This window comes from Synechococcus sp. MU1643 (genome assembly GCF_020514095.1).
Classification (GTDB): domain Bacteria; phylum Cyanobacteriota; class Cyanobacteriia; order PCC-6307; family Cyanobiaceae; genus Parasynechococcus.
This window is the reverse complement of sequence record NZ_VTKY01000002.1, coordinates 119,347-133,671: the sequence shown is the minus strand read 5'-3', so window position 1 is coordinate 133,671 and position 14,325 is coordinate 119,347. Positions and strand designations below refer to the sequence as shown.

Annotated in this window: 16 protein-coding genes; 11 read left to right on the top strand and 5 right to left on the bottom strand. The window is 59.1% G+C overall.

Annotation, left to right across the window (positions count from 1 at the left end):
* Positions 1-10 precede the first annotated feature (10 nt).
* Both cobA and FZX09_RS04865 read right to left on the bottom strand, forming a co-directional pair.
* Positions 11-799, bottom strand: coding sequence for a uroporphyrinogen-III C-methyltransferase (cobA, locus tag FZX09_RS04870; RefSeq protein ID WP_226400639.1), 789 nt, complete (start codon positions 797-799; stop codon positions 11-13).
* Positions 796-1,458: a DNA mismatch repair protein MutS gene (locus FZX09_RS04865; protein ID WP_226400638.1), complete on the bottom strand. Its 663-nt coding sequence runs from the start codon at positions 1,456-1,458 to the stop codon at positions 796-798. The genes cobA and FZX09_RS04865 overlap by 4 nt, the downstream gene beginning before the upstream one ends.
* 27 nt (positions 1,459-1,485) lie before the next feature.
* On the opposite strand from FZX09_RS04865, the gene FZX09_RS04860 reads away from it, so the two are divergent.
* The 5 genes from FZX09_RS04860 to FZX09_RS04840 all read left to right on the top strand — a co-directional run bounded on the left by FZX09_RS04860 (position 1,486) and on the right by FZX09_RS04840 (position 5,427).
* Positions 1,486-1,770, top strand: a complete 285-nt coding sequence (locus FZX09_RS04860; protein WP_226400637.1) for a hypothetical protein — start codon at positions 1,486-1,488, stop codon at positions 1,768-1,770.
* Positions 1,771-2,027: 257 nt separating this feature from the next.
* Complete coding sequence (locus tag FZX09_RS04855; RefSeq protein WP_226400636.1) at positions 2,028-3,569, top strand: ferredoxin--nitrite reductase; 1,542 nt, start codon at positions 2,028-2,030, stop codon at positions 3,567-3,569.
* Positions 3,570-3,639: 70 nt separating this feature from the next.
* Positions 3,640-3,774 (top strand): hypothetical protein, encoded by a 135-nt coding sequence (locus FZX09_RS04850; protein ID WP_006851080.1) that lies wholly within the window; start codon positions 3,640-3,642, stop codon positions 3,772-3,774.
* 35 nt (positions 3,775-3,809) lie between these two features.
* Positions 3,810-4,697, top strand: coding sequence for a formate/nitrite transporter family protein (locus FZX09_RS04845; protein ID WP_226401096.1), 888 nt, complete (start codon positions 3,810-3,812; stop codon positions 4,695-4,697).
* Positions 4,698-4,704: 7 nt separating this feature from the next.
* Positions 4,705-5,427: a HEAT repeat domain-containing protein gene (locus tag FZX09_RS04840; RefSeq protein ID WP_226401094.1), complete on the top strand. Its 723-nt coding sequence runs from the start codon at positions 4,705-4,707 to the stop codon at positions 5,425-5,427.
* A 53-nt stretch (positions 5,428-5,480) separates the two neighbouring features.
* Here the strand turns inward: FZX09_RS04840 and cynS are convergent, their stop codons facing one another.
* A complete protein-coding gene (gene cynS / locus FZX09_RS04835; protein ID WP_226400635.1) occupies positions 5,481-5,915 on the bottom strand; it encodes a cyanase in 435 nt (144 codons plus the stop codon).
* Between the two features lie 218 nt (positions 5,916-6,133).
* Here cynS and FZX09_RS04830 point away from each other — a divergent pair, with 218 nt between their 5' ends.
* Together FZX09_RS04830 and FZX09_RS04825 are read left to right on the top strand one after the other, a co-directional pair.
* A complete protein-coding gene (locus tag FZX09_RS04830) occupies positions 6,134-6,283 on the top strand; it encodes a cyanate hydratase (protein ID WP_370624185.1) in 150 nt (49 codons plus the stop codon).
* Between the two features lie 72 nt (positions 6,284-6,355).
* Positions 6,356-7,426, top strand: a complete 1,071-nt coding sequence (locus tag FZX09_RS04825) for an anthranilate phosphoribosyltransferase family protein (RefSeq protein WP_226400633.1) — start codon at positions 6,356-6,358, stop codon at positions 7,424-7,426.
* On the opposite strand, the gene FZX09_RS04820 is transcribed toward FZX09_RS04825, so the two are convergent.
* Positions 7,387-7,854, bottom strand: coding sequence for a GNAT family N-acetyltransferase (locus FZX09_RS04820; RefSeq protein ID WP_226400632.1), 468 nt, complete (start codon positions 7,852-7,854; stop codon positions 7,387-7,389). The genes FZX09_RS04825 and FZX09_RS04820 overlap by 40 nt on opposite strands.
* Here FZX09_RS04820 and FZX09_RS04815 point away from each other — a divergent pair.
* The 4 genes from FZX09_RS04815 (at position 7,853) to FZX09_RS04800 (ending at position 13,173) form a co-directional block, all read left to right on the top strand.
* Positions 7,853-9,142 (top strand): MFS transporter, encoded by a 1,290-nt coding sequence (locus FZX09_RS04815; protein ID WP_226400631.1) that lies wholly within the window; start codon positions 7,853-7,855, stop codon positions 9,140-9,142. The two genes, FZX09_RS04820 and FZX09_RS04815, sit on opposite strands and share 2 nt — an antisense overlap.
* Before the next feature lie 43 nt (positions 9,143-9,185).
* A complete protein-coding gene (gene ppk1, locus FZX09_RS04810; protein ID WP_226400630.1) occupies positions 9,186-11,324 on the top strand; it encodes a polyphosphate kinase 1 in 2,139 nt (712 codons plus the stop codon).
* A 206-nt stretch (positions 11,325-11,530) separates the two neighbouring features.
* Complete coding sequence (locus tag FZX09_RS04805; RefSeq protein ID WP_226400629.1) at positions 11,531-12,517, top strand: RpoD/SigA family RNA polymerase sigma factor; 987 nt, start codon at positions 11,531-11,533, stop codon at positions 12,515-12,517.
* Between the two features lie 5 nt (positions 12,518-12,522).
* Positions 12,523-13,173 (top strand): diacylglycerol/polyprenol kinase family protein, encoded by a 651-nt coding sequence (locus tag FZX09_RS04800; RefSeq protein WP_226400628.1) that lies wholly within the window; start codon positions 12,523-12,525, stop codon positions 13,171-13,173.
* Between the two features lie 16 nt (positions 13,174-13,189).
* Here FZX09_RS04800 and FZX09_RS04795 read toward each other — a convergent pair whose 3' ends face one another.
* The gene (locus FZX09_RS04795; RefSeq protein WP_226400626.1) at positions 13,190-14,257 is read right to left on the bottom strand and encodes a 3-deoxy-7-phosphoheptulonate synthase; all 1,068 of its coding nucleotides are present in this window, start codon (positions 14,255-14,257) and stop codon (positions 13,190-13,192) included.
* Positions 14,258-14,325 lie beyond the last annotated feature (68 nt).

The following is a 14,325-nucleotide window of genomic DNA, read 5'->3' as shown; positions in this document are numbered from 1 at the left end:
GCGGAGCCGTTCAGAACGGAATCGGCATCGTGACCGCTGCCGGGGTGGGCATGCAGGCCTCAACCTGCTGATCAATCACCTCACCTACCACAACAATTGAGGGTGACTTGAAGGCTTCGGCTCTGCATTGATCAGCAACGTCAACCAAGGTGGCTTTGAGGCAGCGTTGCCCCGCCACCGTGCCCTGCTGGATCACCGCGACGGGGGTTGTCGTAGCCAAACCACCCGCCATCAGCTCCCCCGCGATCCGGGGCAGGTTGTGGAGCCCCATGTAGATCACCAAGCCATCACTGGCCGCGGCCAAGGCGCGCCAATCCACTGAAGGACGGCGCTTGTCGATTTCCTCGTGACCGGTGACAAAAGTCACCGATGACCCCGCCCGCCGATGGGTGACGGGAATTCCGGCGTAGGCAGGGGCGGCAATGCCAGCGGTGACACCAGGCACCACCTGAACAGGAATTTTGCGCTCCGCCAAGTAAGCCGCTTCTTCTCCTCCACGGCCGAAGAGAAAGGGATCACCCCCCTTCAAGCGCACCACCGTGCTGTGCTTCTGAGCCATTTCAACGAGCACGGCATTGGTGCTTGGTTGTGGCACCGAATGGTGTCCGCGACGCTTGCCAACAAAACGGCGTTCGCAGGACGCCGGCACAAGATCCAGCACCTCTTTAGGCACCAGCGAGTCATACACCAGGGCATCGCACTGGCTCAGCAGCCGATGCGCCTTCAGCGTGAGCAACTCGGGATCGCCGGGACCCGCTCCCACCAGATAAACGGTTCCGGTTTGTTCAGCAGTGGTCACGGCAGAGAAGCAAGCAGATCGATCAGGGCCTGGCGGGTGGGGGGATGCTCCAGCAAAGGAGGCAATCCTCCAGCTTCGCTTAACGCCTCCGTCATGCGGTTGGGGGCGAGAGTCAACGGGAGTGGTCGGGCACGGGAATGGCGCCGCTGGAACTCGGGCCAGGCATCAAAGGCAACCAACGGCAAGGCCAGGCGAGACGCGAGCATCGCGAGGAAGCGATCCGCCACCCCCGGGCGAAGGGGATGGTGCACCAGCACGGCATCAGCGCGATCAGACGCCGGAAGGACTAAAAGCACAGCGTTCCACCAGGTGATCCAAGAGCCCAGAAAGGGCAGCAAACGCACATTGGCCCCAGCCCCGCGAAGCCTGTTCCGAATCGCCGGCACGTCAGTTCGGGCATGCGCCCCAGGCAACAGCAGCAACGGAACAAGCCAAGAGGGTTGGGGAAGCGGCGACACAGGCTGTTCAGCCGTCAGCACCTCCAATTGAACGGGCGCCGAGCGCCGCTGAGCCAGGAGATCAGGCAGGGAGGCCAAACAGTCAGGCACAACACCGCCACTGCGGCCATGCACCACCAGATGCAGCCCATGCCGCCCTGCATCGGAAGCGTCATTCCGTAGCAATGGCCACGGATCGATGACCGCACTGGCTGATGTCATCGGTTCGTTGTGAACGTTGGATGAGTCATGGCACCCCGCCGTAGTTTTGATCGTGCCCCATTGGACAGCCGCTCCTACCGGGAGCCTCGGGAGGGACGCATTGAGCGGTACGACCGGTACAACAACCGGGACGACCGGTACAGCGGGGGATACGAGCCCAGGGAGGCCCGGTACGACCGGTACGACCGAAGCTTCGACCGCCCCACCGGACCCTCCGAGCTCGACCGAGACTTCGCTGCGATGAGGCGGGTTTGGCAGATGCTCCGGGCCGGAGCAGTGCGCATGGTTGGCGAAATCGGACGCCAATACTGAGGACGAATCAGGTTGCCTTTTACGGCCTCGCGGGAACCGTCAGATGTAGCCGGTTTTACAAATCTAAGAGAACAAAGCCCTGGAAGTGATCAACACCAAAAGTGTTCCCTTTGTTACGGACCAAGGCTGCCTTCGCGGTGTTTATTCAATCAACCCAACGCTCCCCTTCGTTTTGAAGCGTTGCCGGTCTTCGGGCCATCTCGATTGATTCGCGCCTCGTCTTTGAGCAATCAATCCGCCCACTCGTTAATCGACTTATGACCCTTAGCTCTCCCTCTAGGCCTTACCTGGATGGCAAGAAGCTCAACAAGATCGAGCAAAACAAGGCGGCCAAAGATGGCCTGTTGGTCGGCAGCGAAATCGAAAAATTCGCTGAACTCGGCTGGGAGCAGGTGGATGAAACCGACCTTCAGTTGCGTTTGAAGTGGTACGGAATGTTCTGGCGTCCGAAAACGCCAGGCAAATTCATGCTCCGGCTACGGGTGCCCAATGGCGTGCTGACGGCCGATCAGCTGCGGGTGGTTGGCTCCATCGTTGAGCGCTATGGCGACAACGGCAGCTGCGACATCACCACCCGTCAGAACCTTCAATTGCGCGGTGTGCTGCTGGGCGACCTGCCGGAAATCCTCAAGCGTCTGAAGGAAGCCGGTCTGAGCACGATCCAATCCGGCTTCGACAATCCCCGCAATGTCACCGGCAACCCCATCGCCGGCATCGATCCCAACGAGATCGTCGACACGCGGCCTTACACCACCGAGCTGCAGAACTTCCTCACCAACAACTGCCAGGGCAACCCGGAGTATTCCAATCTGCCCCGCAAGTGGAACACCGCCGTTGCTGGTGCGAAGGACAACTTCCTGCTCCACAACGACATTGTTTTCCACCCCGTGGAACGGGATGGGGTGATGGGTTTTGGTGTTTGGATCGGCGGTGTTTTGTCATCGCAGATGAATGCCTATGCCGTTCCTCTGGACGCCTGGGTGAAGCCAAACGAAATCTGCAAGATGACCGACGCCGTGATCCGGCTCTGGCGGGACAACGGTGAGCGCGACAAGCGCCCCAAAGGCCGCTTCCGCCTCTACCTGGATCAGGTGGGCCACGACGTGTTCCGCAGCCAGGTGGAAGAACTCTTCGGTCCGTTGACTCCCGATCCCGGGTCCGTGTTCAACACCACTCCCCGCTCCCACTACGGCATACACCCTCAGAAGCAAGAAGGCCTCTCCTTTGCCGGTTTGCATATCCCTGTTGGTCGCCTGACCGCCAAGGATCTGCAGGATTTCGCGACCGCCAGCCTCAACTACGGCAATGGCGAGGTGCGTCTTACGGAAGATCAGAACGTGATCCTCTTGGGACTTCCCAACGAGAAGCTCGAGGCCCTGAAGGCCGACGCCCTGGTGCAGCGCTTCCCGCTGGAGCCAGGGACCATTGCCGCTGGCACCGTGTCCTGCACAGGCAACACCTACTGCGGCTTTGGTCTCACCAACACCAAGGACCAAGCGCTTGAAGCAGCTAAGGAACTTGACCAGGAGCTCAATCTTCCTGAGGAGCTGAAGATCCACTGGACCGGCTGCCCCAACACCTGTGGCCAGGCCTACATGGGTGCCATCGGCCTCACCGGCACCAAGGCCAAGAACAGCGAAGGCGTGATGGGTGAGGGATACGTGATGACCCTTGGCGGATCCCAAGGCGCCAACCCAACGGTCGGTGAAATCCACCGCAAGGCCATCCCCGCCGATGAGATCAAGGCCGCTCTCAAAGAGGTGCTGATCGACAAGTTCGGGGCCACCCCCAAGGCCTGATCGCTGCGGTCACCGTGACGCTTCCTTTTGAAGTCACGGCTCCCCGCATCGATCACTCCCCCTCACCGTCATGGCCAACCGTAACGACGTGTTCTCTCGTTTCGTCAACTGGCTCAGCGCCAGTGGTCGCGATGGAGCCGCCATCAACCGTCAGGGCGGCAGCCCTGATCTCTTCTCCCGCCTGATGAACCGCATCAGCGGCTGAAATCAAAACCTTTGTCCAACTCTCAATCTCATCCGATGGACTACGTCCTACCCAATGAGCTTGTCGACGGCATGATTGCCGCCGGCGGCAAAAAATCAACGGTCAGCGTTAAAAACCTGCTGATCCGTGGCTTTTACTCCGGAGCCATCCTTGGCCTGGCCGTGATCCTGGCCCTCACCGTGGGCATCACCGTGAAAGCCCCCTTCGTGGGTTCGCTGCTCTTCCCCTTCGGCTTCGCCAGCATCGTGCTGTTCGGCATGGAGCTGGTGACCGGCAACTTCGCCCTGCTACCGATGGCCACCTGGGCTGGCAAAAGTACCTGGGGTGCCACCTTCCGCAACTGGGTTTGGGTGTGGATCGGCAACTGGATCGGCACCGCTGTTGTGGCCGTGATCATGGCCATCAGCCTCACCAGCGGCACCATGGACGGCGCTGCTGACAACGTCGGCCCACCGATCTGGGATGCCGTGGCTCAGAAGATCATGGCCCTCAATCAAATCAACGTTGAGAAGAAGTACGAGGCCCTGGGAAGCATGGGCTTCTTCCTCGCCTTCCTGCGTGGACTGGTGGCCAACTGGTTGGTTTGCCTGGGCGTGACCATGGCTCTGGTGAGCAAGAGCGTTCCCGGCAAGATCCTGGCCTGCTGGCTTCCGATCACCGCCTTCCAATCGATGGGCATGGAGCACATTGTTGTGAATCAGTTCCTGCACACCGCAGGCCCGATTCTCGGTTCAGGCGTCCCCTTCACCAAGGTGATCTTCTGGAACTTCCTACCAGTCACCCTCGGCAACATCGTAGGCGGCATGGTGTTCATCGGCATGCTCTTCTACAGCACCCATCGCACTCGGATGGAGAACGTGCTTCCCACCGAGCACGATGAAAAACTGGAGCGTGAGCTCGCTGCTGAACTGGGTGCCCGCTGATCCATCCATGAACGACGAAGCCGTTCTCTGGGAAAGGCTCGCTCGATCACGACGCGCTCCTTTGGAGCCCGCTTGGCTGGGGGAGGTCTACTCCCCCAGCCTTTCTATTGATCTGCGGCGAGCCCTCTGCGAAAAACTGGGGATGCAGGCCGAGTGCGGCTGGCCCGTGATCCAAGAACTCCTCGCCAGCCATGGGGTTCTGCCCGATTTAGTCATGGCTGCAGGGCTGTGCCACCAGAGCGAAGCCCGCGATTGGTTGTTGGCTCAACTCGAGCAAACCTCGGACGACGAGGACGCCAACCTGATGGTGGTGCAAGCTCTGGCTTGCTGGGGCGCCGAAGTTCCGCAGTCCGTGGTGGTGAATTGCCTGCATCACCCGGGCCAACTGCACCGACTTGCCGGACTTCAACTGCTCAGCTTCCGGTCCCACTGCCTCGACGACCGCGAACTGCTGCAGTTCTGCCAAGAGGTTTTGAATGATTTTCGAGATCCAGTCGTTATGGCCGCGATTCGAGTTCTGCAACGCCGTGATGGCGTGTTAATCAGCGAAAAACTGGCAGACCTGTGTCGCCACGGTTCCCTGCCTGTTGCCGAGGCCGCTTTCCGCGCGCTCGGTTGCATCGCTACACCTGCCAGTCAGCACTGTTTAGTGGAACTGAGCCAGGACCTGAATGACGACAGTCGACGCAAAATGGCCAGCACCCAACTACGCCAACAATTCCGCCAATAAAAAAGCCCCGCTGTTGCGGGGCCTTGATGTCTTCAATCAAGACAACTGGCTGTTCACCACTTTTTATAAGGCAGGAACTTGCCGCACATGGTGATTTTGACGCGATCACCTTTGGGATCCTCCACTTTGTCAACATCAAGCGTGAAGTCGATCGCGCTCATGATGCCGTCACCAAAATGTTCCTGAATAACATCTTTCAGGGGCATTCCATAGACCTGCATGATCTCGTAAAAGCGATAGATCAGGGGATCAGTGGGGATCACCGGATCGAGGCTTCCCTTAGTTGGGAACTCCTGCAAAGCAGCGGTGATGGCCGAATCAAGGGAGAGCAGCTCAGCCAACTTTTCAGCCTCTTCCTTGGAGGCCGTGGCTTGTCCGTAGAACAAGGAAGCAATCCAGACCTCATCAAGGCCCATCGCCGACTCAAGATCGGCAAAACTCATGCCTTTTGCTTTCTTGGCAGCCATCAAGGCAGCAGTAACAGTCATGATTGAAGAGAAAGTTGTTATTGCCGCTTCAAAAACAGCGTTCCAAGCTGGAACGTCTCAGCAGCAATGGAACTGTTGCGCAAACGCTGACCTAACAATGAAGCATTAACTACAAAACAACAGCCTGTTTTGAAGCAACAAGCACAGCCAACAAGCCCATACTGCGAGTGAAATTAGCTTTAAAGAGGAAAGTTGAAATGAGCCAATTTTTCCAATCCATGGCAACCCTGCTTCAGGAGCAATTTCTTCAACCAACAACCGCTCCCCAACTGATTCTGGAGCGGCTCTATTACGCTGAAGGACGCCACCACCCCCAGCATCCACGTCATGGCAGCTTCGAAGGGCTATCACGGTTGAGCAGGCCCTGAACTTTCGTAGCAATTGCTACCCCTGCCGGGTCAGTCGCTCCTGAAGACTGACCACAGCTTGAGGCCGGACCTTTGACGAGCGAAGTTCTCTCCGGCCGCGACCGCTTCAAGCAGCACCTGCGCAAGGTGGGAAGCGGTGAACACACCAGCAAAGGCATGAGTCGAGAGGAAGCGGCTGATGCCATGGAGCTGATGCTGCAGGGCGAAGCGACGCCCGCACAGATCGGCGCCTTCCTGATTGCCCATCGCATCCGACGGCCCGAACCCCAAGAACTGACGGGGATGCTCGACACCTACCGAACCCACGGACCGGTGCTGCAATCCACCGCTGGCAGTCGAACACCGCTCTGTTTCGGCATGCCCTATGACGGGCGCACGCGCACAGCGCCTATTTACCCGCTCACCGCGCTGGTGCTGCTGGCCTGTGGTCAGCCTGTGGTTCTGCAGGGCGGTGACCGGATGCCGATCAAATACGGCGTCACCGCTGTTGATCTGTTCCGTCTTCTCAATCTCGACCTCACAGGCCTGCCGATCAGCGCCGTTGCAGACGGGTTCCAGCAGAACGGCTTCGCCCTGATCCACCAACCGGACCACTTCCCTATCGCGGAAACCCTGATCGGCTACCGCGAGGAGCTGGGCAAGCGTCCCCCGGTTGCCAGCTTGGAACTGCTGTGGACACCCCACCAAGGCGACCACCTTCTCGTGAGTGGCTTTGTCCACCCACCAACAGAAGCCCGCGCCTGGGAAGCCCTTAGGCAAGCCGACGAAACCGATGTCCTCACCGTGAAGGGGTTGGAAGGAGGAACCGACCTGCCCATCGGCAGGGCCTGCATCACGGCCCGGGTGCGGAACGGCAACGCCGAACGATTGATCCTGCACCCCCGTGACCATGGCTGTCACGCCGCCGATGTGGAATGGGCCGACGACCACACCTGGGCCGATCAGGCGCGAAACGCCATGCAGCACAAAGGCCCTCTTTGTGACGCTGTGCGCTGGAACGCCGGCGCCTATCTGTGGTTCTCCGGCTGCAGTGAATCCCTAGAACAGGGCATTCAACGGGCAGCGTCTGCTCTGCAAACGGGCCAAGCCCAAGCCATGCTCGATCAACTCTGCACTTGGCGGAGCAGCTTGACCATCCGATAACGCTCGAACGGAACGCCTCCAATCAGGATCGTCTCCGGCACTTCCACACACCAGCCGCGTCGCTCCAGCAACGGTCGGCTGAACTGGCTGGCCTCCGTTCGCAGGTGCCGGACGCCGGACCCCAGCGCATCCGCCTCAATCCGATCCAAAAGCGCATTGCCATGCCCGCGCCTCGAGGCACAACCACGGCAGTAGAGCAGCGACAGGCGGTCTTCGGGATGGCGGATCGCAAAGGCCGAACCATCAGTGGTGAGCCATCCCGAGCCCTCCCGAAAACTTGCGTCGAGCACGCCGGGCAACCAGGCCAGCGCCGCCCAGGCCCTGACTTGTTCCTCTGAATAAAGAAGGGGAGCCTGCGATTCGATCGCATCGGCATAGATCTCCCGCAACAGCGGTTGATCCTCCAGAGCGATCGGACGCAAAGCCATGGCAGCCGCCTGTGGGAATGTGAGTCTCTCCTGCGTGGCAGCAAGCTTGCAGCGTCCTCGGATTCCCACACTGCTCAGCGCATTTCTCACGCTGCTTAACGACCGGCTCAGCGAAAGCATTGTTTTTCCGCTGTTGCCATTTCTCCTCGCCCAGTTCGCCCCAGACGGACGAACCCTGGGTCTGTTGGCGGGAAGCTATGCCCTCGCTCAGTTCCTGGTCACCCCGTTGATCGGGGCGCTCAGTGATCGCTACGGCCGCCGCCCCGTGATCAGCATCTGCGTCGCAGGATCCGTCTTGGGACTCGGCCTATTTGCCGTGACGGTTTCACTGCCTTGGCCCAGCCAAAGTCTGCTGCCCCTGTTGCTGCTATTCGCAGCTCGGATCATTGACGGCATCAGTGGGGGTACGGCAGCGACGGCCAGCGCGGTGCTGGCGGACATCACTCCTCCCGACAAGCGGGCCCGGGCCTTCGGCTTGATTGGCGTTGCCTTTGGCTTTGGGTTCATCCTTGGGCCCTTCGTTGGCGGGCAACTGGCCCAGGTGGCGGTGTCCCTTCCCGTTTGGGTGGCCACAGGCTTTGCTGCTCTCAACCTCTTGGTGGTGCTCAATCTGCTGCCGGAAACCCATCCTCAGGACTCGCGCAAAAGCCTGCCCAGAAAACGCGATCTAAATCCGTTTGCACGACTCAGCCAGGTGCTGATGAACCCCAGCGTGGGGCGACTGTGCGGAGCTTTTTTCCTGTTCTTTCTGGCCTTCAACGGCTTCACAGCCATCCTGGTGCTCTATTTCAAGCAGCGCTTCGGCTGGGGCCCTGAATTGGCCACCACAGCGTTCCTTGTCGTAGGAGTCGTCGCCACCGTGGTTCAAGGAGGGCTGATCGGGCCCCTGGTGAAACGGTTTGGTGAATGGCGGCTGACCTTACTGGGCCTGGGCCTAGTGATCATTGGATGCCTGCTAATCCCCAGCGTCGGTGCATCCGATCGGGCCGGCGCAATCTTCACCGCCGTCGGCATCCTGGCCCTGGGCACCGGCTTGGTCACACCAAGCCTGCGCAGCCTGGTGTCGCGCCGCCTGGGTCGGGAGGGGCAAGGCAGCGCCCTCGGCAGCCTTCAGGCCCTGCAGAGTTTGGGCAGTTTTCTCGGTCCCCCCCTGGCGGGATTGAGCTACGACCTTCTGGGTCCAGTGAGCCCCTTTGCTGCTGCAGCAACCGTGCTGGTAATCGTGATCGGCCTAGTTGCAGGCAGCCCTCTGCCAGACATCGCCGACACACAACCAAGCCAGTCCTAATTGCTACGTTTCAGCTAAAGACACCAGCGCAGCCGTTCAGCCCATGTGCGCAGCAGCCTTAGCTCCGGAGCACTACATCAACCGGGAGCTGAGCTGGATTGCCTTCAACGAGAGGGTGCTGGCTCAGGCCCTGGATCCGCGCACACCTCTGCTCGATCAAGCCAAATTCAGCGCCATCTTCAGCAACAACCTCGACGAATTCTTCATGGTTCGCGTGGCGTCACTGAAGTCTCAGGTGGAGGCGGGCGTCAGCAAACCAAGTGAGGACGGGAAGTCACCCTTGGAGCAACTGCTGGCGATCCGAGAGCGACTGATCCCCCTGCTGCGAGAGCAACAGGTGCATTACCGACAGCACCTGAGACCGAAGCTGCTGGAACAGAGAGTTGAGCTGCTGGATTACAAACAGCTCAACGACGACCAACGCCAGTGGGTTGACAACACCTTTCAGACGTCGGTGTTTCCAGTGCTCACACCCCTGGCAGTGGACCCGGCCCATCCGTTCCCCTTCGTTAGCAACCTGAGCCTGAACGTTGCCGCCGTGGTTGTTGATCCGGAAACGGGACAACGGCAATTTGCACGGGTCAAAGTTCCCCAGAAAAATCTTCCTCGCTTCATCGCGATCCCCTTGAACCTGAGCGGCCAAGAGCACAACCCCGTTCACACCGCCATCGCGCTCGAGCAGGTGATCGCCTTCAACCTGAAGGAGCTGTTCCCTGGCATGACGATCGAGGGGCACTACTTCTTCCGCGTGACGCGGGATGCGGATCTGGAACTGAGGGATCTGGAAGCCGATGACCTGATGCTGGCCCTGGAACAGGGACTGCGAAAGCGGCGGATGGGCGGTGAGGTGGTGCGCCTCGAGGTGCCCAACGAGATGCCTCGGGACGTGGTGGAGATGCTGATGACAGGACTCAGCGTTGAAGAGGAAGACCTCTATGTGATCGATGGCCCGCTGGGCCTGGACGACCTGCTCAGCCTGACCGCACTACCGCTGCCGAAACTCAAAGGTCGAACCCACGGAGGCCAGACACCATCGCTGCTTGCCCGCAGTCAGCAGCACTTGCTGGACGAGGGAGCGATCAAACCGGATGAGTTCAAATCGATCTTCTCGGTGATTCGCCGTCAGGACATCCTTCTGCACCATCCCTATGACCTCTTCTCGACAACTGTCGAAGAGTTCATCAACCAGGCGGCAGACGATCCCCAGGTGATGGGCATCAAGATGACGCTGTACCGCACCTCCAAAGACTCGCCGATCATCGCTGCACTGATCCGTGCCGCCGAAAACGGCAAGCAGGTGATGGCACTAGTGGAATTGAAAGCACGATTTGACGAAGACAACAACATCCAATGGGCCCGGCACCTGGAGCAGTCCGGAGTGCATGTGGTCTACGGAGTGCTGGGGCTGAAAACCCACACCAAGATTGTTCTGGTGGTACGCAAGGAGAAGGAAAAGCTTCAGAGCTATATACACATCGGCACGGGCAACTACAACTCCAAAACCTCCAAGCTCTACACCGACCTGGGCCTACTCACCGCCAACCAGGAACTGGGGCAAGACCTAGTGGAACTGTTCAATTACCTCACCGGTTTTTCCAAACAGCAGAGTTTTCGTCGCCTGCTCGTGGCCCCCGTCACCCTGCGGAAAGGCATGGAGCTGTTGATTCGCCGCGAAATTGAACATACTCAGCAGGGCCGAGAGGGCGTGATCCGAGCCAAAATGAATTCCCTGGTGGATCCAACGATCATTGCGCTTCTTTATGAAGCGTCCCAAGCCGGAGTAACGATCGAGTTGATCATTCGTGGCATGTGCAGCCTCTATCCCAGCCGGGAAGGGCTGAGTGAAAACATTCGGGTGATAAGCATCATCGGCCCGTTTCTGGAACACTCGAGAATCTTTTCGTTCGCCAACGGTGGCTCACCGGAGGTGTACATCGGCAGTGCCGACTGGATGAGCCGCAACCTCGACCGCCGCATTGAAGCGGTCACACCGATCGAACACCCCGAGCATCGCCAGAAACTGGAACACCTACTGCAGCTGTACTTGAATGACAACCAGGCTGCCTGGGACATGCAGAGCGACGGCACATTTGTACAGCGCAAACCCGAAAACGACGCCTCAGAACGCAATTCCCAGATTCAATTGACCAAGGAATGGATCAATGGCATCCAATCCTTGTGATTCTTTTGGTTTTGAGAAGTGAGTACGCCTGTGACGTTCGATACACAACATTGCTTCAAAAACAAACTTGAAGTAGCCACGATCACAGCCAAATCAGTTGTTTTAGAAGCCCAAAGATTCAACTCCTGAAATTCTTTCGATTCGAAACAGTCAACACTGTTGCTTGGTGCTAAGTTCAGCCCAAATTCATTCAGGAGACCAGGGTGATGGGGATCCCTCTGGAGTTTTCCGGCACGACAAAAAAGTCGTCTCGGAAAGAACCTGCGTTGCCGTCCACCGGACGTCGACCATCAACTCGACAAGGAGGGCGGCTTGCCACCGACTCCATTGGTTTTTATCTGAGCAGCATCGGACGCATCCCCTTGCTGACGGCAGCTGAAGAAATCGAGCTTGCACATCATGTGCAAGCAATGAAGCAACTTCAGGAGTTACCGGAAGAGGAGTTGACCTCCCGGCATCGCCACAAGATCCGCATGGGCAAACGAGCCCGCGACAGGATGATGGCCGCCAACCTACGCCTCGTGGTGAGCGTGGCAAAGAAATACCAGAACCAGGGTCTAGAGCTGCTCGATCTGGTTCAGGAAGGTGCCATCGGCCTGGAACGAGCGGTCGACAAGTTCGACCCCGCCATGGGCTACAAATTTTCCACCTATGCCTACTGGTGGATTCGCCAAGGCATGACACGGGCCATCGACAACAGCGCCCGTACCATTCGCCTGCCTATCCACATCAGCGAAAAGCTCTCCAAGATGCGTCGCATCTCCCGGGAATTGTCCCACCGTTTCGGCCGTCAACCGAATCGGCTGGAATTGGCGAGTGCCATGGGAATCGAACCCCGGGAACTGGAGGATCTGATCTCCCAAAGCGCACCTTGTGCATCACTCGATGCCCATGCCCGTGGCGAGGAAGATCGCAGCACCCTGGGCGAATTGATCCCGGATCCCAACGGTGAAGAGCCGATGGAAGGGATGGATCGCAGCATCCAGAAGGAACATCTGGGAGGCTGGCTGTCGCAGTTGAACGAGCGCGAGCAGAAGATTCTGAAGTTGCGGTTCGGTCTCGGCGGTGAAGAGCCTCTAACCCTTGCGGAAATCGGTCGTCAGATCAATGTGTCCCGTGAGCGCGTTCGACAGCTCGAGGCCAAAGCGATTCTCAAATTGCGCGCGATGACCAACCACCAACAAGCCGCCTAAGCAACTTGCTTTCCTTCACCGGACCCATCGCCATCCTGATCTGGATGGCGATGGTGACAGCAGGCGCTGTGTTGTGTCGTCGGCTTCGGCCGAACCAAAGGGAACTGAGCCGAAAGATTGTGCACATCGGAACCGGAGCCGTGGTTCCTTTGGCCTGGTTCTTTCAAATTCCCTTCGTCGTTGCCCTGCCTGTCGCGGCAGTCATCACCCTTGTGACGGCGTTGAACCACCAATGGCGCTTTATCCCCGCCGTTGAAGATATTGATCGCAACAGCTACGGCACCATTGCCTACAGCATCGCGATCGCAATGCTGCTTCTTTTGTTCTGGCCAACCCGAGCCGATGCTGTGTCCGCTGGGGTTCTCGTGATGGCCCTAGGGGATGGCCTTGCAGGGTTGATCGGCCGCAACGTCGAGTCCCCGAAATGGGTTCTTTTTGGTCAGACCAAATCAAGTGTCGGCACGATGACCATGGCCGTTGTCTCAAGCCTGGTGCTGATCGGCCTGGCGCGATGGTCGGGGGCTGACCTTTCCCTTCCGGCAACCCTTGGCATGGTCGCCATCGCAACCGGGCTGGAACAGCTCAGCTGGGGCGGTCTCGACAACCTCAGCGTTCCCCTCAGCGTTGGAGTGCTGTGGAGTCAACTGGTGGTCTGAGCCAAGGCGTTGATGCTCAGGCGGTGACCTTCTGTTTGCGACTGGCCACGGCCGCGGCCAGATTATCCAACAAAGCTTCGGTGGTCTCGAGGCTGATGCAGGCATCAGTGACGCTCTGGCCATAGGTCAGCTGCGTCAGGTCGGCGTTCAGTTTCTGGTTGCCTTCCACCAGATGGCTCTCAATCATCACGCCCATCACGTGGTCGGAGCCACCTCGCAACTGCTCGGCAACGCTGGCCAGGACGTCCGCCTGTCGGCGGAAGTCTTTGTTGCTGTTGGCATGGCTGCAATCCACCATCAGACGATCCTGCAGACCGGCTTTTCTCAACTCGGCTGCGGACTGCTCCACAGCCTCCAAGTGGTAGTTGCTGCCTTGGCTGCCGCCACGCAGCACGAGGTGGCCATAGGGATTGCCCGTGGTGCTGACGATCGAGGCATGACCCTCGCGATTGATGCCGAGAAAGTGATGCGGCTTCGCTGCCGCCTGCATGGCATTGATCGCGATGGTGGCGCTGCCATTGGTGCTGTTCTTGTAGCCAATCGGCATCGACAGCCCTGAGGCCATTTCACGGTGGGTCTGACTTTCCGTCGTCCTGGCGCCGATTGCAGTCCAGCTGATCAAATCGGCGATGTACTGCGGAACCACAGGATCGAGCAGTTCCGTTGCAGCAGGCATCCCCTCACGGGAGAGATCCAACAACAATCCCCGAGCCCGCCGCAGACCGGTATTGATGTCGTAGGAGTTATCGAGGTGAGGATCGTTAATCAACCCCTTCCAGCCGACCGTGGTGCGTGGCTTCTCGAAATACACCCGCATCACCACCTCGAGCTGATCCTTCAATCGCTCGCGGATCGGAGCCAGGCGCTGGGCATACTCCTGGGCAGCTTTGACGTCATGCACGGAGCAGGGACCCACCACCACCAGCAAGCGCTGATCACGGCCACTGAGGATCTCTTGAATGCGCTGGCGGGCTGATGCAACGGTCTCGAGCGCCGAGGCGTCCATGGGCAACTCCTGATGCAACACAGCAGGGGCCACCAAGGGACGTGTCTCCACCACATGCAAATCGGAGGTGGTGGCCATGGCTGGACGCGAGACTCCGACCAAGGCTACGCACCCCGCTCACTGGCAACAGACACGGTCCGGAAGAA